The organism is Arthrobacter sp. Soil_C_60 (assembly GCF_057656375.1).
On record NZ_JBDGKM010000011.1, the window covers coordinates 111,163 to 136,476 of the forward strand.

At 64.1% G+C, this 25,314-nt stretch carries 20 protein-coding genes; 13 read left to right on the plus strand and 7 right to left on the minus strand.

Going from position 1 to position 25,314, the window contains the following annotated elements; all coding sequences use genetic code 11:
- Positions 1–57: 57 nt before the first annotated feature.
- Positions 58–279 (minus strand): DUF7455 domain-containing protein, encoded by a 222-nt coding sequence (locus AC3A4M_RS19120; RefSeq protein ID WP_074702574.1) that lies wholly within the window; start codon positions 277–279, stop codon positions 58–60.
- A 266-nt stretch (positions 280–545) separates the two neighbouring features.
- On the opposite strand from AC3A4M_RS19120, the gene AC3A4M_RS19125 reads away from it, so the two are divergent.
- The gene (locus AC3A4M_RS19125; RefSeq protein WP_498737732.1) at positions 546–2,657 is read left to right on the plus strand and encodes a DNA gyrase/topoisomerase IV subunit B; all 2,112 of its coding nucleotides are present in this window, start codon (positions 546–548) and stop codon (positions 2,655–2,657) included.
- Positions 2,658–2,725: 68 nt separating this feature from the next.
- On the opposite strand, the gene AC3A4M_RS19130 is transcribed toward AC3A4M_RS19125, so the two are convergent.
- Positions 2,726–3,679 (minus strand): M56 family metallopeptidase, encoded by a 954-nt coding sequence (locus tag AC3A4M_RS19130; protein WP_498737734.1) that lies wholly within the window; start codon positions 3,677–3,679, stop codon positions 2,726–2,728.
- 6 nt (positions 3,680–3,685) lie between these two features.
- Entirely contained in the window at positions 3,686–4,072 is a 387-nt protein-coding gene (locus AC3A4M_RS19135) for a BlaI/MecI/CopY family transcriptional regulator (protein ID WP_498737736.1), read from the minus strand.
- A 194-nt stretch (positions 4,073–4,266) separates the two neighbouring features.
- On the opposite strand from AC3A4M_RS19135, the gene AC3A4M_RS19140 reads away from it, so the two are divergent.
- The 4 genes from AC3A4M_RS19140 to AC3A4M_RS19155 are packed head-to-tail and all read left to right on the plus strand — an operon-like array spanning position 4,267 to position 11,248.
- Positions 4,267–5,853: a cytochrome ubiquinol oxidase subunit I gene (locus AC3A4M_RS19140; protein WP_498737738.1), complete on the plus strand. Its 1,587-nt coding sequence runs from the start codon at positions 4,267–4,269 to the stop codon at positions 5,851–5,853.
- Positions 5,854–5,899: 46 nt separating this feature from the next.
- Positions 5,900–6,919, plus strand: a complete 1,020-nt coding sequence (gene cydB / locus AC3A4M_RS19145) for a cytochrome d ubiquinol oxidase subunit II (RefSeq protein ID WP_498737740.1) — start codon at positions 5,900–5,902, stop codon at positions 6,917–6,919.
- A complete protein-coding gene (gene cydD, locus AC3A4M_RS19150) occupies positions 6,916–10,257 on the plus strand; it encodes a thiol reductant ABC exporter subunit CydD (protein WP_498737742.1) in 3,342 nt (1,113 codons plus the stop codon). The genes cydB and cydD overlap by 4 nt, the downstream gene beginning before the upstream one ends.
- 4 nt (positions 10,258–10,261) lie before the next feature.
- On the plus strand, positions 10,262–11,248 hold the full coding sequence (locus tag AC3A4M_RS19155; RefSeq protein WP_498737744.1) for a GNAT family N-acetyltransferase: 987 nt from the start codon (positions 10,262–10,264) through the stop codon (positions 11,246–11,248).
- Between the two features lie 68 nt (positions 11,249–11,316).
- Here AC3A4M_RS19155 and AC3A4M_RS19160 read toward each other — a convergent pair whose 3' ends face one another.
- Positions 11,317–11,835 (minus strand): DinB family protein, encoded by a 519-nt coding sequence (locus tag AC3A4M_RS19160; protein WP_498731816.1) that lies wholly within the window; start codon positions 11,833–11,835, stop codon positions 11,317–11,319.
- A gap of 189 nt (positions 11,836–12,024) precedes the next feature.
- Between AC3A4M_RS19160 and AC3A4M_RS19165 the strand changes: the two genes are divergently transcribed.
- Positions 12,025–13,767 carry an HNH endonuclease gene (locus AC3A4M_RS19165; protein WP_498737746.1) on the plus strand — a complete coding sequence of 581 codons (1,743 nt, stop codon included), beginning with the start codon at positions 12,025–12,027 and terminating at the stop codon, positions 13,765–13,767.
- A 23-nt stretch (positions 13,768–13,790) separates the two neighbouring features.
- Here the strand turns inward: AC3A4M_RS19165 and AC3A4M_RS19170 are convergent, their stop codons facing one another.
- Positions 13,791–16,271 carry a DNA gyrase/topoisomerase IV subunit A gene (locus AC3A4M_RS19170; RefSeq protein ID WP_498737748.1) on the minus strand — a complete coding sequence of 827 codons (2,481 nt, stop codon included), beginning with the start codon at positions 16,269–16,271 and terminating at the stop codon, positions 13,791–13,793.
- Positions 16,272–16,318: 47 nt separating this feature from the next.
- Between AC3A4M_RS19170 and AC3A4M_RS19175 the strand changes: the two genes are divergently transcribed.
- From AC3A4M_RS19175 to AC3A4M_RS19185, 3 genes are read left to right on the plus strand one after another with little or no spacing between them, the layout of a single operon-like run.
- Positions 16,319–19,027, plus strand: coding sequence for a bifunctional acetate--CoA ligase family protein/GNAT family N-acetyltransferase (locus AC3A4M_RS19175; protein WP_498737750.1), 2,709 nt, complete (start codon positions 16,319–16,321; stop codon positions 19,025–19,027).
- Between the two features lie 48 nt (positions 19,028–19,075).
- On the plus strand, positions 19,076–19,741 hold the full coding sequence (locus AC3A4M_RS19180) for a DUF5998 family protein (protein WP_498737752.1): 666 nt from the start codon (positions 19,076–19,078) through the stop codon (positions 19,739–19,741).
- A gap of 1 nt (position 19,742) precedes the next feature.
- On the plus strand, positions 19,743–20,936 hold the full coding sequence (locus AC3A4M_RS19185; RefSeq protein ID WP_498737754.1) for an alkaline phosphatase family protein: 1,194 nt from the start codon (positions 19,743–19,745) through the stop codon (positions 20,934–20,936).
- A gap of 67 nt (positions 20,937–21,003) precedes the next feature.
- Here AC3A4M_RS19185 and sepH read toward each other — a convergent pair whose 3' ends face one another.
- Positions 21,004–22,263, minus strand: a complete 1,260-nt coding sequence (gene sepH, locus AC3A4M_RS19190; protein ID WP_498737756.1) for a septation protein SepH — start codon at positions 22,261–22,263, stop codon at positions 21,004–21,006.
- Between the two features lie 301 nt (positions 22,264–22,564).
- Here sepH and AC3A4M_RS19195 point away from each other — a divergent pair, with 301 nt between their 5' ends.
- A complete protein-coding gene (locus tag AC3A4M_RS19195) occupies positions 22,565–22,864 on the plus strand; it encodes a DUF4193 domain-containing protein (protein WP_139003716.1) in 300 nt (99 codons plus the stop codon).
- Between the two features lie 114 nt (positions 22,865–22,978).
- On the opposite strand, the gene AC3A4M_RS19200 is transcribed toward AC3A4M_RS19195, so the two are convergent.
- On the minus strand, positions 22,979–23,479 hold the full coding sequence (locus tag AC3A4M_RS19200; RefSeq protein ID WP_498737759.1) for a DUF3093 domain-containing protein: 501 nt from the start codon (positions 23,477–23,479) through the stop codon (positions 22,979–22,981).
- Between the two features lie 161 nt (positions 23,480–23,640).
- Here AC3A4M_RS19200 and dut point away from each other — a divergent pair, with 161 nt between their 5' ends.
- From dut to AC3A4M_RS19215, 3 genes are all read left to right on the plus strand, one after another.
- A complete protein-coding gene (gene dut, locus AC3A4M_RS19205) occupies positions 23,641–24,108 on the plus strand; it encodes a dUTP diphosphatase (RefSeq protein WP_498737761.1) in 468 nt (155 codons plus the stop codon).
- A gap of 58 nt (positions 24,109–24,166) precedes the next feature.
- Positions 24,167–24,964 carry a DUF3710 domain-containing protein gene (locus tag AC3A4M_RS19210; protein WP_498737763.1) on the plus strand — a complete coding sequence of 266 codons (798 nt, stop codon included), beginning with the start codon at positions 24,167–24,169 and terminating at the stop codon, positions 24,962–24,964.
- A gap of 67 nt (positions 24,965–25,031) precedes the next feature.
- Complete coding sequence (locus AC3A4M_RS19215; protein ID WP_498737765.1) at positions 25,032–25,313, plus strand: hypothetical protein; 282 nt, start codon at positions 25,032–25,034, stop codon at positions 25,311–25,313.
- The last annotated feature ends 1 nt before the right edge of the window (position 25,314 follow it).

Below are 25,314 nucleotides of genomic sequence, written 5' to 3' on the forward strand. Positions count from 1 at the left end.
ACGGCGCCATCATTATTTATGCAGTTATCGACTGTGTGACAGAGGAATTCCTGAAGTCTATTCCGCAGCCATGGCAGGCGTCTCGCGAAGCCGGCCGGTTTCGTCCTGCCACTCGGCAGCTTTGGAACGCAACTGCGGTTCGTGCTGGCGGGCGTGGTGTCCGCAGAAAAGCAATTCTCCCCCGGAGGACTCCAACACAACTCGGACGTAGGCCTGGGCCCCGCAGCGATCACAACGGTCCATTGCGGTCAGTTCTCGGGTAGCTACTGCTGTTGTCATGACGACCTCCTTACAAATGTGTATGTCCATACAACCACTGCTTTGGCTGTTTTCTGCGCACCTTTGGATCACTTTCGCTGACCGCGTATCACATGTACGTAACGGGCAGGATCTGCTGTGATCCCCGACGCGCTGGCCGAGAGGTGCACATCCGTGCTGCTAAAGGGGACTAGCCTAGTATCGGTCCTTTATTTTGCAAGCGGCCGCCCGGGGAGCCCCGGGATGTTTGAGTTCACTTTTCGTATGGCCAAGGAGTTCCTAGTTCAGTGGCGCCACCGAGTTCCGATTACACAGCCCGCCATCTTTCCGTCCTCGAGGGACTGGAAGCGGTCCGCAAGCGCCCAGGCATGTACATCGGGTCCACGGATTCGCGTGGGCTCATGCACTGCCTCTGGGAAATTATCGACAACTCTGTGGATGAGGCTTTGGCCGGATTCGGCCAGAGCATCACTGTCATCCTGCATCCGGACGGGTCCGTGGAAATCCACGATGACGGCCGTGGGGTTCCCGTTGACGTTGAACCGCGGACCGGCCTGACCGGCGTCGAAGTCGTTTTCACCAAATTGCACGCCGGCGGAAAGTTCGGCGGAGGTTCGTACACAGCATCCGGCGGTCTGCATGGCGTCGGCGCCAGCGTGGTCAACGCCCTCTCCTCCCGTTTGGATGTCCAGGTGGACCGCGGCGGCAAGACGTACCAGATGTCCTTCCGCCGGGGCGAGCCCGGACATTTCGCGGACACGGGCAAACGCCTCAGCCCCGATTCGAAGTTCGAGCCTTTCCTGCAGAGTTCCACTCTTGAAGTGGTGGGCAAAGCCAAGCGGGGTGTCACCGGTACTCGGATCCGCTACTGGGCCGACCGCCAGATATTCACCCCCGATGCCAAGTTCTCCTATGAGGAACTGCAGGCCCGGGTGCGGCAGACGTCCTTCCTGGTGCCAGGGCTTCGGGTCACTCTGCGCGACGAACGCCAGTTGCCCGGTACGCCCGGAGAAAACGGGCCGATTGAAGAGGTCTTCCAGCACGACGGCGGGATTGCTGAGTTCGTCGAGTATCTCTCCAACGACAGCGCGGTCACCGATGTTTGGCGTGTCCACGGCTCCGGCAAATTCAAGGAAAACGTGCCGGTGCTGGACGAAAAGGGCCACAGCCGGATGACGGAGGTGGAACGGGACTGCGAGGTGGACATCGCCCTTCGCTGGGGGATTGGCTATGACACAAGCGTCCGCAGCTTCGTCAACATCATCGCTACACCGAAGGGCGGCACCCACCAGGCCGGTTTCGAACAGGCACTGCTGAAAACCTTCCGCAAGGTCATTGAAGCTAATTCGCGCAAGCTCAAGGCCGGCAATGACAAGATCGAAAAGGACGACGTCTTCGCAGGCCTGACTGCTGTGCTGACCGTGCGGCTGGCCGAACCGCAGTTCGAGGGGCAGACCAAGGAAATCCTCGGTACCTCCGCCGTCCGCAATATCGTCTCGCGGGTGGTGGAAAAGGAAATCCAAGCGAAGCTCACCTCCACGGCCAGGGGAGACAAGGCCCAGTCTGCGCTGCTGCTGGAAAAGGTTGTCAGCGAGATGAAGTCGCGGATTTCCGCGCGCGTGCACAAGGAAACGCAGCGGCGCAAGAACGCCCTGGAAACTTCCTCGATGCCGGCGAAACTGCTGGATTGCCGTACGGATGATGTGGCGCGCTCCGAGCTGTTCATTGTCGAAGGTGACAGCGCACTGGGGACGGCGCGGCTGGCCCGTTCCTCAGACCATCAAGCGCTGCTGCCGATCCGCGGCAAGATCCTTAATGTCCAGAAGGCCTCGGTGGGAGACATGCTTGCCAACGCCGAGTGCGCCGCGTTGATCCAGGTAGTGGGCGCCGGTTCGGGCCGAAGTTTCCAGCTTGATGCCGCCCGTTACGGCAAGGTCATCCTGATGACCGACGCAGACGTCGACGGTGCGCATATCCGTACGCTGCTGCTGACGCTTTTCTTCCGCTACATGCGCCCGCTGGTTGAAGCCGGCCGGGTGTACGCCGCGGTACCACCGTTGCACCGGGTGGAAGTAATCAATCACGGATCAAAAGCCAACGAACTCATCTATACCTATTCGGAGAATGAACTGCTGCGCCTGCTGGCGGAACTGGAGAAGAGCGGCCGGAACTACAAGGAGCCGATCCAGCGGTACAAGGGCCTGGGCGAAATGGATGCCGACCAGTTGGCTGAAACGACCATGGACCCGCGGCACCGGACCCTGCGACGCGTCGGCATCGAACATGCCGAGGCTGCCGAGCGTGCTTTTGACCTGCTGATGGGGTCGGACGTGGCACCGCGCAAGGAGTTCATTGTTGCCGGTGCAGCCATGCTGGACCGTGAGCGGATCGACGCCTAACGAAAGTCAGGCCTGCAGCGGGGGAAGCCGCCTGCGGGCAGCCTGGAGCGGGTGCCACCGTTCTGTTGCTACCCGGCCAGCCCCGGGGCCAGGAGCAGGACGGTCGGCACGGCCAGCAGCAAGGCCGAGCAGCCCAGCACCAGTGCTTGCGCGGGCTTGCCCAGAGGCGGCGACGGCGACAGTAGCCGGTGCAGCCTGTGGGCGGTGCTCAGGGCCTCAGACTCCTCCGGGGTCAGCAACTCTCTGGCTGGAGGGCCGACGCCGGTTGGCCGTTCGCCGCTAGCCACCACGGCAACGGCACGGATCAAGGTTTCCCTGTTCGCGGTTCTGAGAGCCCCGTCATCCGCGAGCATCTCGATCAGTTCGTTCACGGCACGCTGCGCGAGCTGTGATGTCGGCAGCCAGGGGAGCGCGGAGCGCCAGGCAGCAAAGGCCCACAGCAGCAGGTCGTGGCGCTGGTTCAGATGGGCGCGCTCATGGTTCAGAACCGCCTCGAGCTCTTCGGGCCGGAGCAGCTCCAGTAGACCTTCCGAGAGTACTGTAACGGAGCCAGCTCCGCCGGGGAGGCAATACGCCACCGGTGCGGGATGGCTGATCACCAGGGTCTTGGGAGAGTTTTTGACCGGAGAACTGAGCAGGTTCAGCAGGTCACGGTGCTTGTTGCGTTGCTTGCGGATCCGGTAATAGGTCAACAGCAGAGTGAAGACCAGATGTACGCCCAGCAGCAGAGCAGCACTGAGCGCGAACACATGGACCAGGTCCAGGCCGGGTGCGGGCGCGTAACTGGCCAGCAGCCCGGCCAAACCTTGAAGCCCCGCAAGGAGGTTCTCGCCCAGTGGTTCCAGCCCCCACGTCAGCATGGCGCCGATCATGGAGAGCCCGCCTGCCAGCGCGATGGCTTGCCACAGTACCAAGGCCGTGACCGGTGCCCGTGCGGTCCACTTTGCCCGGGCGAGCAAAACCGGCACGGGCCACGCCAAAATGACCGCCATGGCGGCCAAGAGGTACGAGGCCCAGAACACTAAGGGCTATGCAGTCAGCAGCTTACGCAGGGTTTCGGCTTCCTGTTCGGAAACGCTGCCGATGAATTTGGCGAGCACGGCCTCGCGGTCCGGTGCCGATCCAAGGACCTCGTTCATCAACTCAACAGTGTGTTCCTCACGGCTGGTCACTGCCCGGTAGCGGTGCGGACGGATGTCCCGTTCACGCTGTACCAGGCCCTTCTTTTCCAACCGGGACAACACAGTGAGCACAGTCGTTACTGCCAGTTCCTTGCCATCCGGGCTTGTATCCGTTTTCCGTGCCAGACGGTCGCGCAGGGCGTTTGCGGTAAAAGCGATCTCCGCTGGATCTTCCGAGTCGGCCTGCCACAGCAGGTCCATAACCGCGCGTTCCAGCTCCCCAAGAGTTGCCATGTATTTCCTTCGTCCTACCAAACTAGCTGCTCGCCCCGGCGGCTCAGGCTGCCGGGATGTGGTCTCACTCTCTAATTTACCGCGTTTGCGGAAATTGTTCTACACTACGTAGAAAGTTGTACTTCTACGGCCTGTAGAAATGTTTCCCGCCGACGCCTTAGCCTGTGCCGGCTCGTCCCGAAGGGGTATTTATCGTGGAAGCCCTGGAAATCGCCCGCTGGCAATTCGGCATCACCACCGTCTACCACTTCCTGATGGTGCCGTTGACTATCGGCCTCGGCCTGGTTGTCGCGGTCATGCAGACGGCCTGGTACGGGACCGGCAAGAACCAGTACCTGCGGATGACCAAGTTCTGGGGCAAACTTTTCCTGATCAACTTTATTATGGGTGTGGCTACCGGCCTGGTGCAGGAATTCCAGTTCGGCATGGCGTGGAGCGAGTACAGCCGCTTCGTCGGAGACGTCTTCGGTGCGCCGCTGGCGCTGGAATCGCTGCTGGCCTTCTTCGTCGAGTCGATCTTCCTGGGCCTGTGGATCTTCGGCTGGGGCCGGCTGCCTAAAGCCATCCACCTGCTGAGCATCTGGGCTGCATCGCTTGCCACCATGGGCTCGGCCTACTTCATCCTCGCTGCCAACTCCTGGATGCAGCACCCAGTCGGCGTCGAAATGATCGACGGACGTCCGGTGATGGTCGATATTTGGGCCGTCCTTACCAACAACACGCTGCTGGTGGCCTACCCGCACACCCTTTTCGGAGCGTTCTCCGTGGCGGGCGGCTTCCTGCTCGGCATCAGCTGGTACCACCTGTGGAAGCGCCGCCGTGACGGGATCGATACCGTGAGCGCCGACGGCAAGGTCATCGTCGGTTCAAGGCCTGCCATCGGCCGCGACGCCGCGGACCATAAAGTCTGGTTGCGCTCCCTGCGGATCGGCGCCGTCGTCGCTATGGTTTCGTTCGGCGGGGTTGCCCTGACCGGCGACCTGCAGTCCAAGCTCATGTTCGAGCAGCAGCCAATGAAGATGGCTGCGGCCGAGGCGGCGTGCCACGACGGGACGGGTTTCTCGATCCTTTCCGTGGGCGACCTGGGCTCCAACAGCTGCGATGACCTGGTCGCAGTGGTCGAACTGCCGGGACTGCTGTCCTTCCTGGCCAACGGTGATTTCACCACCGAAATCCGCGGGATCAATTCGCTGCTGCCCGAGTACAAGGAGAAATTCGGCACACATTTGCCGGACAATCCGATCTACGGCGAGCGCGCCGGAGCCGAAATCGACTATGTCCCGGTCATGGAGGTCACCTACTGGGGATTCCGGATGATGATTACCTTCGGCATGCTGGCCGCTGGCGCCGCCCTGGTTGCGCTGTGGATTGTCCGCCGTGGCACCGTGCCGGAATCCAAGTGGCTGATGCGGCTGGCTGTGTTCGGGATCCTGGCCCCGTTCGGCGCCAACTCGGCTGGCTGGATCTTCACGGAAATGGGTCGCCAGCCGTTCGTCGTCGCGCCCAACCCTGATCCGGACGGCATCGACAACGTGTTCATGTTCACGGCCGCCGCGGTCTCGCCGGGCGTCTCGCTGGCCGAGCTCGTTTTCTCGCTGTCGGCTTTCGCCCTGGTGTACGGCGTGCTGCTGGTGGTGGAAGTGAAGCTGCTCTTCGCCTACTGCCGCGGCGGGGTGCCGTCCGCCATGCCCGAGCTGCTGCACGAGGACAAAGATGACGACGGCGGCGAAGGCAGCGGCAAGCGGAAGGACGCCGACGATGTGCTCGCCTTTGCTTACTGAGGACAACCGCCCGGCCGTATCCGATCCGGAAAGTCTGGAGATCTGAATGGAAACCCTGCCTACTCTTTGGTTCATCATCATCGCCTTCTTCTGGACCGGTTACCTGTTCCTGGAGGGCTTCGATCTGGGCGTCGGCATGCTCATGCGCGGCTTCGCCCGTAACAACACCGAGCGCCGGGTGCTGCTGAACACCGTGGGACCGGTCTGGGACGGCAACGAGGTCTGGCTGGTCACCGCCGGTGCCGCCACCTTCGCGGCCTTCCCGCACTGGTACGCCTCACTGTTCTCGGCCCTGTACCTGCCGCTGGTTTTCGTGCTGCTCGCCTTGATCTTCCGCGCGGTTGCCTTCGAGTACCGCGGCAAGATGGACTCCGACCGCTGGCGCAGCGTCTGGGACTGGGCCATAGTCCTGGGCTCCCTCGTGGCCGCTTTCGGCGTCGGAGCCATGGTGGCACTGACCACCACAGGGCTGCCGCTGAACGAGAACGGGGACCGGGTGGGTGGACCCTTTGCCTGGTTCAACGGCTATGCGGTCCTCGGCGGTCTGGCGGTCGTCTTTTTCTGCATCGTGCACGCGGCGGCGTTCCTAGCGCTCAAGACCGACGGCGACATCCGGGCCCGCGCCCGCAAACTGTTGCTTCGCTGGCTGCCCGTCGCCCTGCTGCCGCTGGCGTTGTGGGCCGTCGCCGTGGTGGCGGCCGGCGGCAAATCCGTGACCTATGTGACCTTGCTGCTGGCCGTCCTCGGTGCCGTGTTCGCGTGGATGATGGCCCGGCGGGAACGGGACGGCTGGAGTTTCGGGGGCCTGGGCATCTTCCTGCTGGCGGGTACCGCAACCATTTTCACTGCGGTGTTCCCGAACGTGCTGCCGTCCACCATCGACTCCGCCTACAACCTGACTGTCACCTCTGCGTCCTCGTCGGATTACACGTTGGGCGTGATGAGCGTTATTGCGGCCTTCGGGATTCCCGCAGTACTGGTGTACCAGGGCTACACCTACTGGGTCTTCCGGAAACGTGTCAGTGCCTCCTCGATCCCGGCCGCCCACGCCGTCGTCCCGCAGTGAAGCCGCTGCTTCCGGTCAGCGCCACGAGCAGGCGGGCGCTCTATCTCCTGGGCCTGCTGGCCGCATGCAAGGCGCTGGGTCTCATTTTGCTGGCCGAGGCCGTTGCCACCGGAATTGCCGGACTGGCGGCCGGTAGCCACGACTGGGAGCACGTTATGGTGCTGGGAGCGGCCGGCGCACTGCTGCGCGCGCTGGCTGTCTGGGCTCAGGAAACTGTGGCCCAACGCGCCGCTGCCGGCGTCAAGCAGGAGTTGCGCGCGGACCTGACCCGGCGGATTATCGACGACGGCGGGGCCAGCGCCGTCGCCGGGAGCGGCGCCCTGACCGTCCTGGTGACGCGCGGCCTGGATTCGCTGGATAACTACTACAGCAAGTACCTTCCCGCCCTGGTGACCTGCGCCGTCGTGCCTCTGCTGGTTGGCCTGCGCATTCTTGGTGCGGACTGGGTCAGCGCGCTGGTAGTGGTGCTGACTATCCCGCTGGTGCCGGTATTCATGATTCTGATCGGCCAGCACACCGAGGACAAGGCCCAGGAAGCCGCCGCGGCGCTGGACCGGCTCTCGGACCACCTGCTGGAACTGGCCCGCGGGCTGCCGGTACTCGTGGGGCTCGGCCGTGCCGCTGCCCAGACGCGCGCGCTGAGCGACGTTGCCGCCGAATACCGCAGCCGCACCCTGGCCACCCTGCGCGTCGCCTTCCTGTCTTCGCTGGCCCTGGAACTGATTGCCACGATCTCGGTGGCCGTGGTCGCCGTGTTCATCGGCGTGCGGCTGGTGCACGGCGAGATGCCGCTCGAAGCCGGCCTGCTCGCCCTGATTCTGGCTCCCGAATGCTACCAGCCGCTTCGCGATCTGGGCAGCGCGCACCATTCCAGCGAGGACGGACTCGAAGCGCTCAAACGCAGCAACGCGGTGCTCGATTCGCCTGCGGGCCGGCCGCTGGTGTCCGCCGATGCGCAAGAGGGGGCCATTGCGGTGTCGAACTTGAGCATCCGGTACCCGGGGCGTGCTGAGGCGGTGGTCGACGGGCTGGACTTCACCGTGCCTGCCGGCGGAATTGCGGCGTTGGCCGGCCCCAGCGGCTGCGGCAAAACCTCTGTCCTGGAAGTCCTCGCCGGTGTGCGGCGGGACGGGGCGGGCGCCGCGGTCGCCGGCTCCGTGGCCGGAGTCGGCCGGGACCAGATTGCCTGGATTCCGCAGCATCCGGTGCCGGCGGAGCTGACGGTGGCGGACGAGATCGCACTGTATGCCGGCCTGCCGGCGTCTTCGGCGGGGCGACGGGCTGCCGAGCGTGCGCTGTCAGAGGTCAACGGGACCGCTCTGATCGACGCGGCCACCGGCGACCTCAGCCCGGGCGAACTGCGGCGGGTCGCCGTGGCCCGCGCCCTGGCCCGGGTAGAAAACGTACCTGGGGTTCGGATGCTGCTGGCAGACGAACCGACCGCCCATGTCGACGCGGCCAGTGCCCGTGCCATCGAAGACGCCCTGAAGCGGCTGCGCGGACGCATCACCGTAGTCCTGGTGGCACACGATCCTGCGACCGCAAGACTTGCGGACCAGTTGATCCAGATCGGTGCCGGCACGAGTCCGGTGAGCGGAGTAAAGCATCCGGCCCCGGCATCCGGACCGGAAACCAAAGCGGCTGTCGCTGTCTGTGACGCCGTCAATGAGGGCCAGCATGCCCAGCGGCCGTCCCTGTGGCGGAACCTCGTCATGCTCCGGCCCTGGAGCAGCCAGTTTGTGGCCGCCCTGTTCTTCGGACTCGGCGCTACGCTGTTCGCGGTCTCGCTCAGCGGTCTGTCCGGCTGGCTCATCGTCTACGCCAGTGAGCAGCCGCCGATCCTGTACCTGATGACCTCCATTGTCGGGGTGCGGTTCTTCGGCCTGGGCCGTTCCGTGCTGCGCTATCACGAGCGCCTGCGCCTGCATGATGCCGTCTTCGAAAGCACGGACCGGCTGCGGACGCGCTTGTGGAACGGGCTGCTGCAGCGTCCGGCGGGCTGGCGGAAACTTGCCCGGGGCGGGGGAGCCCTGGAACGGCTGATCGGCGACGTCGATGAACTGCGCGACATCGCCCCGCGCGCAGTGTTCGCGCCGTTGGTGGGAGTCTTGACTGCCCTGGCGTCGTGCGTGGCTACCGCACTGCTGATGCCGTCAGGCCTGGTGTGGCAGATTCTGCTCGCCGTCGTCGGGATCCTGATGGCGCCCGCCCTGACCCGCCTGGCCGACCGTTCGGCGCAAGCCGCGACGGTGGGCTTGAAAGGACAGTCGCTGAACGCTTTTGCACGGCTGCTGGGCGCCGCCGCGGATCTGCGGGCCAATGCCGCGGATGCCTCGCTGTTGAAACGGACCCAGGACCTGGACTCCAGCACGACGGCGGCGCTGCAGCACAGTGCGTGGGCGCAGGGACTCGGCCAGTGCGTGACCGTCCTGGCTTGTTCGGTCAGCGCCGTGGTGATGATCGCCCAGTCTGCTGGAACAGTGCCCGGAGCTGCTGCCGTCGTGATTTTGATGCAGTTGGCGCTGGTCGAGCCCTATGCCGCAGTCAATACCGCCGTCCAGCAATGGGGTGCCTGGCGTGGGCTGGGGGAGCGCGTGCTGCCGGAATTGGGAACCGAGGACATCCCCTCCAGCAGCACCGAGGATTCGCAGGCGCGCGGGGAGTTCACCTCGCTACGCCTTGAGCAGGTCACTTACGCCTATCCTGGGCAGTCCCGTCCCGTGTTCAGCGGACTGGACCTGGAGCTGCGGCCGGGGCAGTGGCTGGCGGTGACTGGCCCGTCCGGCAGCGGGAAGTCCACCCTGCTGGGCGTGCTGCTCGGATTCCTTGAGCCGCAGCAAGGCCGGTATCTGGTGAACGGCCAGACGGTGGACTCCGCTACACCGGGCGCCGGCAGAGGCATTGCTTGGACGCCGCAGGAGTCGCACCTGTTCAACTCGACTTTGCGCGCAAACCTGATGCTGGCGCGGAGTAAAGCCGATCCTCCATCGGAGGCCGAGCAGCTCAAGGCGATTGACGACGTCGGCCTTGGCAGTTTCGTGGCAGGTCTGCCTGATGGACTTGATACCCGTATTGGGCCGAACGGACATTTCCTCTCCGGTGGCCAGCGCCAGCGTGTCGCGGTGGCCCGTGCGCTGCTGACCCACGCGGAGGTGCTCCTGCTGGACGAGCCGACGGCGCATCTGGACCGCGAAGCTGCGGAGGCGCTGCTTGCCGACCTCCGCCGGGCGCTTGCAGGCAAGGCGGTAGTCATGGTCACGCACCGGCCCTCCGAGGCGGAGTCCTGCGAGCTGCGGCTGGAACTGGGTTCCCCGGCGCCGCTGCCTGCTTTAGCCTAAAGGCATGAGCAGCCCGGCGCTTCCTGACTACCTTGACGTCCGCCTGGACTGGCGGCCAATGACACCCGCCGACATCGACAACTGGCATGCCCTGATCCGGCGCATGGCCGACGTAGATAAACCTGTATGGGTCGAAACGCGCGCGGACCTTGAAGAGGCTTTTGAATCCGCCGCGAATGACCCGGCCGCGACCACCCTGATGGGGGCCGACGCCGACGGGACAGCCCGCGCCGTCGGGAAGGTCAGGGCCAACGCCGGCTCGGCCACGGCATACACATGGGGCGGCGTGGATCCGCAGTGGCGCCGACGCGGAATCGGGCGGGCGGTCTACCGCTGGCAGGAAGAATGCCAGCGCCGTCGGTTCTTGGACGCCGGTATAAGCGGCGGAGTTCTGCGCACCTACACGGAGGAGCGGGATTTGGCGCACAACGCGTTGATGGGGTCCGTTGGCGCGAAGGTTGTCCGCTATTTCACGGAGATGACACGCTCGCTTGCCGATCCCATACCGGATCTGCCGCTGCCGGACGGCTATGTCTTCGCCACTCTCGAACCGGACCAGAGCGAAGCGGTACGATCCGCCCACAACGAGGCCTTTGCCGACCACTGGGGCAGCGAGCCAAAGGACGAGCAGAGATGGAAGTTTGTGGTGAGCCACCCGCAGCTCAAGCCTGAATGGAGCATGTCCATCATCGAGACTGCTACCGGGGAAACAGTCGCATACCAGTTGGCCAGTTTTGATCCGGACTACCGCCTGCAGGCCGGGCATGACGAAGGATTCACCGACCTGCTCGGCGTACGGCGGGCCTGGCGCGGCCGGAAATTGGCCCCGGCCCTGCTGGCTGAGGCCATGCGCCGTTTCAAAGCCGGCGGCATGGCGAATGCCGGGCTGGGCGTAGACACCGACAATCCGAGCGGCGCCCTGGGTCTTTACAGCCGGATGGGTTACGTGCCGACCAAGAGGGACCTAGCCTACGACAAACAGCTCACCTGACCCGATCTGGGCTGGCTAGGTGTGAATTGCCTTGGTATGAATTGCCGGATGGAAGCGTCGGCCCGGAGTCAGCCGTTGACGTCATGCAGGTGATGGAGCACATCGTGCAGAAAATACGCGCCCAGACTGGTAACGGTGAAGATCGAGCCGTTACTGCGCACGCCCTGGCGTTCCCACTGATCGACTACGACGGCGTCGAAGGCAGCCGAAACGGACAGCGCGGCGTCTTCAAGCTCTTGTGACACCTCGCTCGGATCCTGCATGCCGTAGCCGTCCTCAACGGCCGCGGCATCCTGGTCCCAGTCAGCGAAGCTTGGATTGTTGCGCGACAGCATCAAGGCCAAGCGATTTTCGAAGACCCTGCAGACATCGCGGACATGGGCGCCGTACTCCAAGCCGGACCATACCGACTCGTTTCCCCGCTCAGCGACTTGTGGACGGGCGAGGACGGATTGCCAACGAGGGATGGTTTCCCGGACAGCAGGACCTACCTGATCCGGTGTAACGCCCGTGGGGTCAAAACCACAGTCCCGGCATGCCCGCTCGGTAACCCACGTCCAGTCTTTTGTGTCAGGAATGATCGCCATGCGGCTAGTCTATCCAGCAGGCACTATCGTGGCGGAGGCCCGTGGGGACGAGCCGACGACGACGGGCATGACTCCTGCTTCGCGCTGGAATCGGGCGAGCTTTTCCTCTTATCCAGCACCACCTTTCTGGTTATCCACCGCCGGACTAAACGCTTGTGCCCTCCACCACACCACGATAGAATCGAACGTATGTTCGAGTCAATCGTTCCAGCAGAGATGGACCCGGTGAAGCCGGTCCCCGGCGATCCGGGTGCTGCGCTGGTCCGTGCTGCGATCCTGGCATTGGCGGACATGGATCAGGACGTCTCCGAGGGGGTGCGGATTGACCGGATCACCGCCATGGAGGAACTCAAGGGCGCCCTCGCTGCCGCGCAGGCGCGGGAGACCGAGGCGTTTGTGGCTTCCCGCCGGGAGGCCAGGGCCGCGGCAGGGGTTCCGGCGGAGAGGCGGGGCCGGGGCCTGGCCAAGGAGATCGGCCTCGCCAGGAAGGACTCCCCGAATCGGGGCGGGAAGCACCTGGGCTTGGCCACCACGCTGATCACGGAAATGCCGCACACCTATACGGCGCTGGCAGAGGGCCGGCTGAACGAGTGGCGGGCGACCATCCTGGTCCGCGAAACCGCCTGCCTGACCGTGGAAGACCGCGCCCGCATCGATAAGGAACTGTGTTCTGATCCGAAGACGCTGCACGGCTGCGGGGACAAACAGATCGGGGCGATGGCGAAGCAGGCCGCGCTGCGGCTGGATCCCCTGTCGGTGGTCCGCCGGGCCGCGAAAGCCGAAACCGAACGCCACGTCTCCTGCCGTCCGGCGCCGGACACCATGGCCCAGGTGTCCTGCCTTGTGCCGGCGGGGCAGGGCGTGGCCGTCCTCGCCGCCCTGACGAAGGAAGCCGACCGGTTGAAGGCGCAGGGCGATGAACGCTCCCGGGGACAGCTCATGGCCGACATCTTCGTGGAACGCGTCACCGGCCAGCCCGCCGAGGCCCCCGCGAAAATCGAAGTCCAGCTGGTCATGACCGACCGCACCCTGTTCCAGGGCGACGCCGAACCGGCCCACCTGACCGGGTACGGCATCGTCCCCGCCCAATGGGCCCGCAACCTGCTCCGTACCGGCGACACCGACACCGAGGTTGAGGGAACGGCCGGCAACGCAGACGAGACCGGCATCGACGGCGGCCCCACTAACGGCACCGCAAAGAAGCGCAAAGCGACCGACGAACCAGTACCGGCCAAAGGCTCCGATGCTGGCACCGGAGACACTGGAAAGGCAGGAGACAGCGACGCCGGCAAGACAGGAGACGCCGGCACGGCGGCCGGGCCCCCTGGCTTCAAGCGAAACGCCTCCGGCGATTCGGAAGAGGTGGAAGTGTGGGTCCGCCGGCTCTACACCGCGCCGGGCACCGGGCAGCTGCTCGGAATGGATTCGCGTGCGCGGTTGATGCCCGCCGGGATGCAACGGGTTATCCAGGCACGGGACCAGCTCTGCCGTACCCCGTGGTGCGACGCGCCGATCCGCCACCACGACCACGTCGTGCCCTGGCGTGACGCCGGAGGGACCAGCGAGATCAATGGGCAAGGCCTGTGTGAAGCGTGTAACCTCGCGAAAGAAGCCGACGGCTGGCACGCCCGAACCATCCCCGGACCGCGGCACACTGTGGAAACCACCACGCCGACCGGGCACACCTACCAATCCACCGCACCGGCACTGCCCGGGACACCACCGGCAACAGAACAACCGGACGAGCTTCCGGAGCCGGCCCTCAATCCACACTTGAGGGCGCTGTCGCCCGAAGAAGAATCCGTGCCTGTGCCCCAAGAAGCGCCGCCCCTCGAGGCGGTGGAAGAGCCGGCCGCAGAGGGGCTGCTCCAAGCCCCGGTACATCGAGCTATTACAGGTCCCGTTGATTTCATTTACTACCGCGCGGCGTGACCGACAAAGGGCCGCCTGTCCCGTTAGGACAGGCTCGGGCCGACAGCTTCGACTGTCTGTGACAACGGAATGCCGGAGCCGTCCCGGCGTCCATGTTCCGTGGGGAGGGAACGAGTCACACCGCTGGCCGCGGAGGCCTTAGCCGGACCGTGGCCTGCCCAGCCCAAGCTGAGCTGGTCTTCGCCCTTGAGGAAGCGATGCGCCCTCACTCCGGCCGTGGCCCTGCCCTTGGCCGGGAACTCCTCGAGTGCGGTGACCTTCACAGATCCCGGAGATGTCCCGGGCAAGGCTTGCGCCGTCGTAGCAATAGTGACGACGACGGCGGCGTCATCGTTAGGATCCACGGCACCGAAGAACACTACCTCGTCGTCTTCAGTGAGTTTGATGCCAGCCATGCCGCCAGCCGTGCGACCCTGAGGTCGGACTGTGGCTGCCGGGAAGCGCAAGAACCGTGCCTGCCTGGTCATGAAGACCAAGTCATCGCCTTCGGTAGCTGCTGTTACGCCCACGATATAGTCCTTGGGCTTGAGCGAAATGATGTCCCAATCCTCGCGGTTGAGTGGGTAGTCCGGGCTGATCCGTTTGACTATGCCCCGAGCCGTGCCAATGGCGAGAACAGCATTCAGCGGCGCTAAGGCCACCAAGGTTTCCCCCTTGGCCAGCGTGATGAATTCGCGAGCAGGGACACCGCCGGTCAAATTCGGAATTCCCGCGGATGGAGCGAGGGCCGGCATATCCACTACCTGCAGCCGGAGCATACGTCCCAAGGACGTGACGGCGGCAATCTCGGCCCGCGCCGAGGTTTTGACCACTGACGTGAACACATCGTGCTTGACACGTTGGCCGCCGTCGAGCAATTCATCCTGGTTAGCAGTCCGTGCTAATTGTCCCGAGGCTGAGAGGATCGCCCAGCAGGGATCGTCGGCGATTTCCAGCTGGACGGGTACTTTGGTTCCTTTTTTGCCTGCAGGTGCCGCGGTGGCACTGGTAAGAGCGCCCGTGGCTTCCGATTCAAGCAGGATTGTTCGGCGGGGAGTGGCGTATTTCGCCGCGACTTCGCCGAGTTCATCCGAAACCAGCTGGCGCAGTTTGGACTCGGAGTTCAGTATTTCTTCCAGCGCCTCAATCTCCTGGCGCAGCTGCTCCTGCTCCTTCTCCAGCTCGATCCGGGAGAACTTGGTCAGCTGCCGCAGCCTCAGTTCGAGGATGTGGTTGGCCTGGATTTCCGTGAGGTCGAAGACCGCGATGAGGCGCTGCCGTGCTTCGGCAGTTTCTTCCGAGGCACGGATGATCTGGATGACTTCGTCGATATCGACGATTGCAATGAGGAGGCCCTCAACTAGATGCAGGCGGTCCTTCTTCTTGCCTAGCCGGAAGGCGGTGCGCCTGCGGACCACATCGATGCGGTGATCCACGTACACCTGCAGCAACTCGAGGAGCCCCAGTGTCCGGGGCTGGCCCTCTACCAGCGTGACGTTGTTGATGCCGAAGGAATCTTCCATCGGCGAATAGCGGTACAGCTGCTGCAGGACGGCGTTCGGGTTGAAGCCGTTCTTGAGTTCAATGACCAAGCGCAGGCCATGGTTGCGGTCGGTGAGGTCAACGATGTCGCTGATGCCTTGAAGTTTCTTGGACGTCACCGCGTCTTTGATCTTTTCGATGACCTTTTCCGGACCAACCATATAGGGCAGTTCGGTCACGACGAGGCCGGTCCGTCGGGCGGTGAGTTGTTCGACCTGGACGGTGGCCCGGGTCTTGAAGGAGCCCCTGCCCGTGGCGTAGGCGTCACGGATACCGTCGAGGCCGACGATCTTGCCGCCTGTGGGGAGATCGGGCCCCGGCACGAAGCGCATGATGTCGTCTAGCTGCGCGTCCGGATTCTGGATCAGGTGCTGGGCTGCGCCAATAACCTCGCCGAGGTTGTGCGGGGCCATGTTTGTGGCCATACCGACGGCGATGCCGGAGGAGCCGTTGACCAACAGATTGGGAAATGCCGCCGGGAGGACTTCCGGCTGCATGATCTGGTTGTCATAGTTGGGCACGAAGTCGACGACATCTTCATCAAGATGGTCCGTCAGCGACAGCGCCGAGGCGGCGAGCCTGGCCTCGGTATACCGGGGTGCCGCAGGTCCGTCGTCGAGCGATCCGAAGTTGCCGTGGCCGTCGATCAGCGGCATACGTAGCGCAAACGACTGGGCCATGCGCACCATTGCGTCGTAGATGGCTGTGTCGCCGTGAGGGTGCAGCTTACCCATGACTTCACCGACCACACGTGCCGACTTAACGTGCCCGCGGTCCGGGCGAAGGCCCATCTCACTCATCATGTACAGAATGCGCCGCTGCACGGGTTTCAGGCCGTCGCGGGCGTCAGGCAACGCCCGTGAATAAATCACCGAATAGGCGTACTCCAGGAACGAGCCTTCCATCTCGGCCGTGACATCTATGTCAACGATGTTCTCGGTGTAGTCCGGTTCGTCCTGAACGGTCTTCTGTCGACGGGCCATGTGAAAAGCTCGGGTCCTTACTGCTTATTAACGGTTACAGTGAGTCTATGGTGGAAGAGGCGCAAACCCCGGACTATCCAGAATACTGGGAAGCTGATGTCGTCCTTCGAGACGGCGGTACAGCGCATTTACGCCCCATCGTCCCGGAGGATGCAGAGGCTCTTCAGGCCTTCCACGTGGGTCAGTCGGAGAGCTCGATTTACCTGCGTTTCTTCACTTACAAATCCAAGCTCAGTTCACGTGAGCTGGCGCGATTCACCAACGTGGACTATAGCAACCGCGTGGCCTTTGTCATCACCATTGCCAGCGAAATAATCGGAATCGGCCGCTACGACCGGCTGGATGATCCGGCGGAAGCCGAGGTTGCTTTCAACATAGCTGATACCCATCAGAGTCGTGGTCTCGGATCTATCCTGCTGGAGCACCTGGCCGCCGCCGCCCGGGAAAACGGAATCCGCAAGTTCTCGGCCGAAGTGCTGCCCGAGAACCGCAAGATGATCACCGTTTTTAACGACGCCGGATACGAGGTCCGGCGTCGTTTTGACGACGGGGTGGTGATGCTTGAGTTCGACATCGACCCCACAGAGCGCTCCAGAGCTGTGATGGAATCGCGCGAACACCGTGCAGAGGCGCGAAGTGTCGCCGCGCTGCTGGCACCGTCGTCAATCGCAGTTATCGGGGCCAGCCGCGAGTGGGGCAGTGTGGGTTATTCGCTGCTGGAACACATCGTGGAGGGCGGTTTCCAAGGGACCGTTTATGCCATTAACCCCCAGGCCTTCGAGCTCGGAGGCCTAGTTTCATACGCCACAATCGCCGAGGTGCCCCACGAGGTGCAGTTGGCCATCATCGCCGTTCCCTATGAGCAGGTTCTCAAAGTAGTGCAGCAATGCGCTGATGCCGGCGTGAAGGGTCTTATCGTTGCCACCGGCGGATTTGCCGATGACCGCGTTGAGGGACTGTCCCGCCAGCGGGAGTTGGTCCGCAACGCCCGCGCCAACGGCATGCGCGTGATCGGACCGGCATCGTTGGGCGTCATCAACACGGATCCTAAAGTGTCGCTCAATGCGTCGATGGCGCCGAAACTGCCGAAGCTCGGGCCGTTGGGACTTTTCAGCCAGTCCGCCGCGATCGGCGTGATGCTTTATGCCGCAGCTGCAAGGCGGGGGCTGGGACTATCTTCCACGCTTTCGGCCGGAAACCGGGCAGACGTTTCCGGCAACGACGTCATGCAGTACTGGGAAGATGATCCGGCTACCAGCGCCGTCGGCTTGTACCTGGAGTCCTTCGGCAACCCCAGAAAGTTCTCGCGCATCGCCCGGAGGCTCTCCCGGAGCAAACCGGTCATTGTGGCAAAATCAGACCTCATGGGCCTGCAACTGCCGCCCGGACACCATGTGCGAACCACGCAGGCTCCACAGGGCGCCCTGGACGCGATGCTGCGCCAGTCCGGAGTCATCCGGGTCGGCACCAATGAAGAGCTGATGGACATTGCCCAGATCCTCGTGAGCCAGGCGCAGCCACAAGGGCCCGGGCTGGCGGTTTTCAGCAATTCGCTGGCACTGGGCAAGGTTGTGGCGGACGCGGCCGCTACCCACGTACTGAAGGTCGCCCGCCTGGAAACGGGCCTGGACCTGAACACCGGCCAGTCTGTTGCCCTGGACCTGCTGCGCAGGAAGCTGATGGAGGCACTGCGCTCACCTGATGTGCATTCCGCCGTCGTCACTCTCCTGCCCGCGGTCGGACTGGGTACCGATGATGTAGCAAGAGTCCTGCAGGAGTGCTCGGCGGACGCAGGCAAACCGGTGGTAGCGGCCTTTACCGGGATTCTTGACCCGGCGGTGCGGGTTGAAGGCCTGCTCGCCGCCGATTCTGCGGGGCAAGCCGGTGCGCGTCAGCCTGCCGTCCCCAGCTACTCAAGTCCCGGTGCCGCAATCGCTGCGCTGTCGGCGGTAGTCCGTTACACCGAATGGCTGGCCAGGGACCAAGGCGAAGTTGTCGAGCCGACCGGGCTGCGCCGTGACGAGGCTGCCACGCTGATTGACGGCCTCATCGAAGGTGTCTCGGGGGCGCGGCTAGTCACAACGACGGCGGAGCAAGCCGGCGAGCTGCTCGCGTGCTACGGGATATCGGTGCTGCCGTCGGCGGGTTTCACCACTACGGACGAAGCGGTAGCGGCTGCCGACTCTTTGGGCTGGCCGGTGGCGCTGAAAGCCACTGATGAGCGGCTGCGCCAGCGGCTGGATCTGGGTGGCGTGCGGCTCAATATCGTGAATGCTGAGTCGCTCCGGCACAACATCGAACACATGCGCCAGACCCTCAAGCCGTTTGGTGACATCGGACTGGAGATCCAGGCAATGGCGCCGTCCGGCCAGTCCTGCACGGTGCGGGCGATTGAAGATCCGCTGCTGGGGCCGGTCGTGTCCTTCGGGCTGGCGGGCGACGCAGTGAACCTGCTGGGGGACTGGTCCCACCGGATCCCGCCCTTGACCTCGGTGGACGTGGCCGACCTGGTACGCGGTCCACGGGCGGCAACAAAGCTGTTTGGATACCAAGGCCTGCCGGCGGTGGACGTCGCCTCGCTCGAAGACCTCATCAACCGTGTGGCCCTGATGAAGGACGACCATCCGGAAATCGCTTTGCTCGAATTCAACCCCGTTCTAGTGTCGCCGCAGGGTCTGACGGTGCTCAGCGCGGACTTGCGGTTGGCCAACCACGCCCAGCGCACGGACAGTGCGCGCCGCGCGATGCGGGACTGAGACGGCGCGCAGTTCGCTTTAGCTGACCGGCTGCGCAAAAATGGACTCATGAGCCATTCTTCAACCACCGAACGACGCAGCCTCGACGAGGACCTGAACAGGGCAGGTTTCTACCCCGTTATGGTGGCCGATGTGGTTCATGACGCTCTCGACGAGCGCGAGCCGCTGTCCCACGTGGTGCACTTGGAAACCCATTTTGACCGCAACGAAGTGCACCGCCATATCACCGTCCTGGTCCTGACCGAGGACATGCTGGTGATCACCCATGTCGACGACCAACAGCTCGACGATGCCGGGCAGCAGATGGTTGCGCAGATCTCCACGGAATCGGTTCCGGTCAGCCAGATCCGTTCCGTTGTACTCAGCTACATCTACGCCCAGCCCCAGGACTACAAGCCATCGGATCAGGCCCGGGAGCTCACGCTGGCTATCGCCTGGTCCGGCGGGCAGCGCCTGGATATGGGCCCGGCAGGATGTGCCGATCCCCAGTGCGACGCGGACCATGGCTACACCGGCAACATCGTGCAGGAAGACATCGTCCTACGGGTCAGCGCCGAAGCGGATGGGGCGCAGGCCGTCCAGAATGCCAAGAGCTTTGCCCGCGCACTGCGGAAGGTCAATACCTCCACCCCGGTCCCGGTCCGGACCGCGGAAACGGTGCAGCCGCGCCAACGCCTGGGGAGCAGGCTGGCCCGCGGACACCACCAGCGCTAGGATGCCGTTGCATCACGAACCGCTGCCCCCGGCACCAGACTTCGGCCGGGACACCATAGCCGACGTCTTCAGCAGCGCGGCGGCAGCCCTTGACGTACCGGGTTTTGAAAATGTCCTGGGTCTTCCCGGCGCCAGGCGCATCTGTGTAGTCATGGTGGACGGGCTGGGCAAAGCCCTGCTCAAACAGCGCGGCGGGCATGCCCCGTTCCTGCGCAAATGCCTCGAAAACTCGCGCACGCTGCGCAGCGCCTTCCCCTCAACGACAGCGTCGTCGCTCGCCAGCTTAGGGACGGGGCTTGAGCCCGGCCTGCACGGCATGGTCGGCTACGACGTGCTGGATCCGGCGCAGGACAAAGTGGTCAACCAGCTGGGCGGCTGGGACGCGGAAGTGGATCCGCGCAAGTGGCAGCCGCATGCCACCGTGTTTGAACGCGCTGCTGAATACGTCTCCGTTGCGACCGTCAGTTTGCCCAAGTTTGCCGACTCCGGCATGACCCAGGCGGCGCTGCGCGGCGGGTCCTTCATCCCGGCGACGACGGGCCATGCACGGACCCAGGCCACGGTCGAGGCCCTGGCCGGGCAGGACCGGGCGCTGGTCTATCTGTACTTCAACGAGCTGGACAAGGCAGGGCACCGCTATGGCAGTTCGTCGGTGGAATGGGGCAATGCCCTGGAGGAGCTGGATTCGGACATGCGCCGGCTGGCCGGCCAGTTGCCTGCGGACACGCTGCTCCTGCTGACTGCGGACCACGGCATGCTGGATGTCTCCCGTGAACACCGGTACGACTATTCCCTGCAGCCGGAACTGGTCGAGGGGGTCCGCCACACGGGCGGTGAACCGCGGCTGGTGCATTTGTATCTAGAGCCCGACGCCGGTGCGCGGCAACGTGACAAGCTCGCCACAGCATGGCGTGAGTCGTTCGGCAAGCATGCCTGGATTCTTGATCGGGACGAAGCGGTCGCCCACGGACTTTTCGGCCGCGTGGATGCTTCTGTTCTGCCTCGGATCGGGGATCTGATGATCGCGGCTCGGGAACCGATCGCCCTGTACGATACGCGCAGGGTGGCGGAGCGTGCCATGGACGTGGTAGGCCAGCACGGGTCATTGACCCGCGCCGAACGCGAAGTGCCGTTGCTTACGCTGGGTTCAACGGTCCGTTCACCCGGCAAGAAGAACACCGCCAAGGGAAAGTAACAGCAGACGGTCCTGATCGGCTCAGGCCGCCTGCTGTTCCGGGGACTGCCGGAGGCGGCCGCCCGGCTTACTCGTGCTTGGTGCCGAAAACGATCTCGTCCCAGCTCGGGACGCTGGAGCGTTTAGGTTTCATAGACCGCTTGCGCTGCTGTTCTTCGGCCGCGGCCGCATCTGCCGACGCCGCTTCTGCAGGTTCTGCCGGTTCTGCCGGCTCCGCGCTTTGGTTCTGATCGGCCGAGGCCGGTTCGGAGTCAGCGTTCGGTGCAGCATCCGCACTTTCCTCCGGCAAGGGAGCACCGGAGACCGTTATTTCCCTGGTCTCCATGCTGACACCCGGATGAAGATCGAGCGAAGAATCGGCTCCGTGGCCAGATGAGGCGAGGCTCAGCGTGAACGGACTGCTCGGCCGCCCGCCGTTGCCGTCTGCATCCGTATCATCCCCGGTCAGGATCCCCTCACGCGGATGAGCGGCGGGGATACCGCCCTGGGTCAGCAGGAGCGCGAGTGCGTCGTCGGCTTCTTCGTCAACACCGAGGCGCTGGCCACGGCGGGACCGAAGCACTTCCAACAGATTGTCCGAGTCCGTGGTGTCTTCGTCCCCGGTGGCCGAGTCAGTTTCGGGACCAGCTTCGGTGTCTGCCTCGAAGTCGAAGACCCGGTCAGCCACGGCCGTGAGTCGGCGCGCCGGGACGGGGCCGTCCAAGGGCTCAAGTTCGCTGAGCTGCTGCGCCCAGCGGTTACTGTTCTGCACAGTTTTGCTGGTGGGGCTGTATAACCACTTGGCGGGAGGCTCCTCACCGATTGAACCGCTGGCAACGGCGGGCGGCTCGAAACGGGCGACGATCACCCATGCGCCGTCCTGGCGCCGCCAGGAGTCCCATTCCAGTGAGGCCGCGTCGATGCCGAACGCATTCACCCGGTGGGCGACCATCTCGCCAAGGGTGGCGGGAGCGTCTCCGAATGCAGAGCGGTAGCTGTCGTGCGACGGCAGTGCGGAAGCGACCTCGACGCGCTGTGCCTGCTGGACCATGTAGTCCCGTTCGGCACGGACCGGTCCTTCATAGCGCAGGATGCGTGCCATGTCGAGGCCCGATTCAGCGGCGACCTGTTCCGCAGAGGCTCCGGCCCGGATCCGGGCTTGAATCTCGCGGGGAGACATCGCGGCGCCTCCGCTGTCCGAATCAGCAGCGGGAACCCGCACTGACGGGCGCGCTGCTGCGGAACGGAGTGCTTCATCAATCGCCAGGCGGTAACTTTCCCCGCCGTCGCCGCTCAACAGCAGATGTTCGCCATCCTCATGGACACCCACCAGCCGTAGATCCTGCATGAAAACCCTCCACCAGACGACAATTCCTCCCTGAAACTCTGCCACCGATGGCGACTAATACCTACTGTTTGGGCGGGTGTGGCGTGCAGTTCGTGGCCGAAGTTTCGCCGTGGGGGTGCTTATCCGGCGCCCGGTGAAGGAATGGTTTGATATTCGGGCTTCGAATAGGCCACAATCTTCGCGTTATGGGCACAAAATCCCCGTTGCGGACGTTGTGATCTGACACATCATCGGGCGTGATGGGCTTGCCGGCCCGGAAGACCGGCTTACAACTGCAACACCGGAGCGTGAAGACACAATTATGGCGACTGATTATGATGCCCCTCGCAAGACCGATGACGAGACTAGCGAGGAATCCATTGCGGAGCTGAAGACCCACCGCACGACCAAGCAGTCCGCCGTCGTTGACGAGGACGAAGCCGAAGCGGCCGAAGGATTCGAGTTGCCTGGGGCGGATCTGTCAAGCGAAGAGCTGACGGTGCGCATCATGCCTGCACAGGCAGATGAATTCACCTGCGCGTCTTGTTTCCTGGTCCGTCATCGGTCCCAGGTCGCCAGGGAAAAGGACGGGCTCCTGTACTGCAAGGACTGCGAGGGCTGAGCGGCCGAGCTTACCGGCGGCAGCGGTTGCTGCGGTAGCGGTTGCCGAGTACAGGCACCGTCGGACGATCTGGATACGCCGGCGGCCAAATGATGGCCGCCGGCGGTCCGCTGGTTACTGGTCTTGCGGGGTCGAGAGTGCCGCGACGAGCTGTTTCGGGCGTCGTGTGGAGGTGATCCAGTAGGGTGTCCGGTCTGCCTCGTCGGTGATCTCGATCTTGACCACCGGCTGGATCCAGCCGCGGAAACACATGTAGGCGGTGCCATTCAGTTCCGTTCCACGCTGGGCCGTGGCGTCGTCGCCCGTGAAGGCCTCGACCCGGCCAATGAATTCCCGCTCGATCTGAGCCCGTCCCACCTGAAGCGTTTTCTGGGTCACGGTGATCCGCGGTGCCGAAACGATCAGCAGCACCGACAGAATGACCGCAGCGACCGCTGCTGCGATGTAGCCGGTGGTCAGGCTGATCGGTGCCAACACGAAAATCACCGCTCCTGCCGTGCCTGCCGCGATTAGCCAGATCCAGAAGTTCGGCCACAGGCGTTCCTGGTAAATGACGGCTCCGGGTGTCCCGGAAGCGGAGCCGGTGTTACCGGCGGGAGTGGCGTTTGTGCTCATAATTCCAGCTTTTCACCTTTCCCGTGGCTTTTCACCTCGGAGGCCGGCGGAGCCGCGGGGCCTGCAGCGCATGACGTAGTTGTTCTGCGCCAAAAGCGTTAGAGTGATGTGCGGAAACTCTCGCGGCGGCAGGGCCGCCATCGGCAAGGAAATGGTAGCGAGTGCAGGATATTCAACCCACGCTGAACGTTCAGCTGAAAATGCTCGACGACGGTCTGGAGGCACCGGGCTACGCCCATCCTGGCGACGCTGGGGCTGATCTTCGCAGCCGCATTGACTTCAGGATCGGGCCGGGGGAGCGGATCCTTGTCCCCACCGGTGTGGCCATCGCGCTGCCGCAAGGGTATGTGGCGTTGATTCATCCGCGCTCGGGACTGGCTACCAAACACGGCTTGACCATCGTTAATGCACCCGGCACGGTTGATGCCGGTTACCGCGGCGAAATCGCCGTCACGCTGCTGAATACGGATGCCGCCGAGACCCTGACCTTCAAGCGCGGGGACCGCATTGCGCAAATGGTCATCCAGCGCGTAGAGCACGCTGCCTTTGAACATGTCGACGTGCTGCCCGGCTCCATTCGAGGCGCCGGCGGGTTCGGATCGACCGGCGGCTTTACGGCAGCCCAATGAAGCGCCGACCGAGTACAACTGCCGCTGGCCAGCCAGCGGCTTCAGAAAGGACCCGACGATGATCTTTGGGCGCCGCAAGAACAAGAACGAGACGAGCGATCTGCCGGAGACCGCAGCGGAGAGCGACGAGGAGCAGACTCCGGGCGAAGCCTCCGATCCCGCAGCCGACCCGGAACAGGCAGAAGCAGTCCAGACTTTGCCTAAGGCTGCCAAGACCGATGCGGAACTGCGCAGCAGCGGTCCGTTCGATAGCGCCGAAAAAGAGACCGATGAGGGATACCTCGATCTCGGCGCGCTGAAAATCCAGCCCCGTGACGGACTTCAGCTACGGCTGGAAGTAGAGGAGAAAACCCAGCGGGTCATCGCCGTAACGCTGGACCTGTCCGGTTCCAGTTTGCAGCTGCAGGCGTTCGCTGCGCCTAAGTCCGAGGGCCTGTGGGAGGAAATCCGCGAACAGCTGGCTTCATCCATCGGCTCCCAGGGCGGGACCGTTGAGGAGGTCAGCGGGCCGTTGGGGACAGAAGTTGTGGCCAAGTTGCCGGCCCAGACGTCGGACGGGAAGCGTGGCTTCAGGGTAGCGCGGTTCATCGGCGTTGACGGTCCGCGTTGGTTCCTGCGCGGAGTCATCGGTGGTGCGGCCGCATTGGACCGGGCCAAGGCAACGGAGCTGGAGGAGCTCTTCCGGCAAACCGTTGTGGTCCGGGGTGACCAGCCGCTGCCGCCACGGGATCTGCTGACGCTGCGGTTGCCCAAGGATGCGAGCCTGCGCACGCAGGACGGTCAGCCTGCTCCCGGCCAACCTGCGCCCGGCTTGAGCGCACCCGAGCGCGGACCCGAGATCACCCACATTGGCTAAGGACCGGCGTCCCGATGCCGGGTCCGCCGTCGTTATTCCGTTGGAAGGACTGCCGAAGCGTGGGCGCGTGCGTTCCGTGGGATACGTGGAGTCCATCACGATTCTTCCCGTGGGTCAGGCGCCAAGTTTCTCGGCCGTGCTGACCTCGGCGGGGCCCGGAGCCCGGGCCACCGAGGCCGGCGTGCAGCAGCGGCCGGCGAGGATCCGCCTGATCTGGCTGGGCCAGCGGCGGGTACCGGGCATCGACGCCGGTATCCGGCTGGGTTTCGAAGGAACCGTGTTCGAAGTCGACGGGCTGCCGACGATGTACAACCCGCGCTATGAAATCCAAAGCCTGTTGGAGAATTGAG

Coding starts and splice junctions, on each gene's coding strand:
- AC3A4M_RS19165 (WP_498737746.1), top strand. CDS start 12,025: ATGTTCGAGTCAATCGTTCCAGCAGAGATGGACCCGGTGAAGCCGGTC.
- AC3A4M_RS19180 (WP_498737752.1), top strand. CDS start 19,076: ATGAGCCATTCTTCAACCACCGAACGACGCAGCCTCGACGAGGACCTG.
- AC3A4M_RS19175 (WP_498737750.1), top strand. CDS start 16,319: ATGGTGGAAGAGGCGCAAACCCCGGACTATCCAGAATACTGGGAAGCT.
- AC3A4M_RS19135 (WP_498737736.1), bottom strand. CDS start 4,072: ATGGCAACTCTTGGGGAGCTGGAACGCGCGGTTATGGACCTGCTGTGG.
- cydB (WP_498737740.1), top strand. CDS start 5,900: ATGGAAACCCTGCCTACTCTTTGGTTCATCATCATCGCCTTCTTCTGG.
- AC3A4M_RS19120 (WP_074702574.1), bottom strand. CDS start 279: ATGACAACAGCAGTAGCTACCCGAGAACTGACCGCAATGGACCGTTGT.
- AC3A4M_RS19210 (WP_498737763.1), top strand. CDS start 24,167: ATGATCTTTGGGCGCCGCAAGAACAAGAACGAGACGAGCGATCTGCCG.
- AC3A4M_RS19160 (WP_498731816.1), bottom strand. CDS start 11,835: ATGGCGATCATTCCTGACACAAAAGACTGGACGTGGGTTACCGAGCGG.
- AC3A4M_RS19200 (WP_498737759.1), bottom strand. CDS start 23,479: ATGAGCACAAACGCCACTCCCGCCGGTAACACCGGCTCCGCTTCCGGG.
- sepH (WP_498737756.1), bottom strand. CDS start 22,263: ATGCAGGATCTACGGCTGGTGGGTGTCCATGAGGATGGCGAACATCTG.
- AC3A4M_RS19185 (WP_498737754.1), top strand. CDS start 19,743: ATGCCGTTGCATCACGAACCGCTGCCCCCGGCACCAGACTTCGGCCGG.
- AC3A4M_RS19195 (WP_139003716.1), top strand. CDS start 22,565: ATGGCGACTGATTATGATGCCCCTCGCAAGACCGATGACGAGACTAGC.
- AC3A4M_RS19170 (WP_498737748.1), bottom strand. CDS start 16,271: ATGGCCCGTCGACAGAAGACCGTTCAGGACGAACCGGACTACACCGAG.
- AC3A4M_RS19155 (WP_498737744.1), top strand. CDS start 10,262: ATGAGCAGCCCGGCGCTTCCTGACTACCTTGACGTCCGCCTGGACTGG.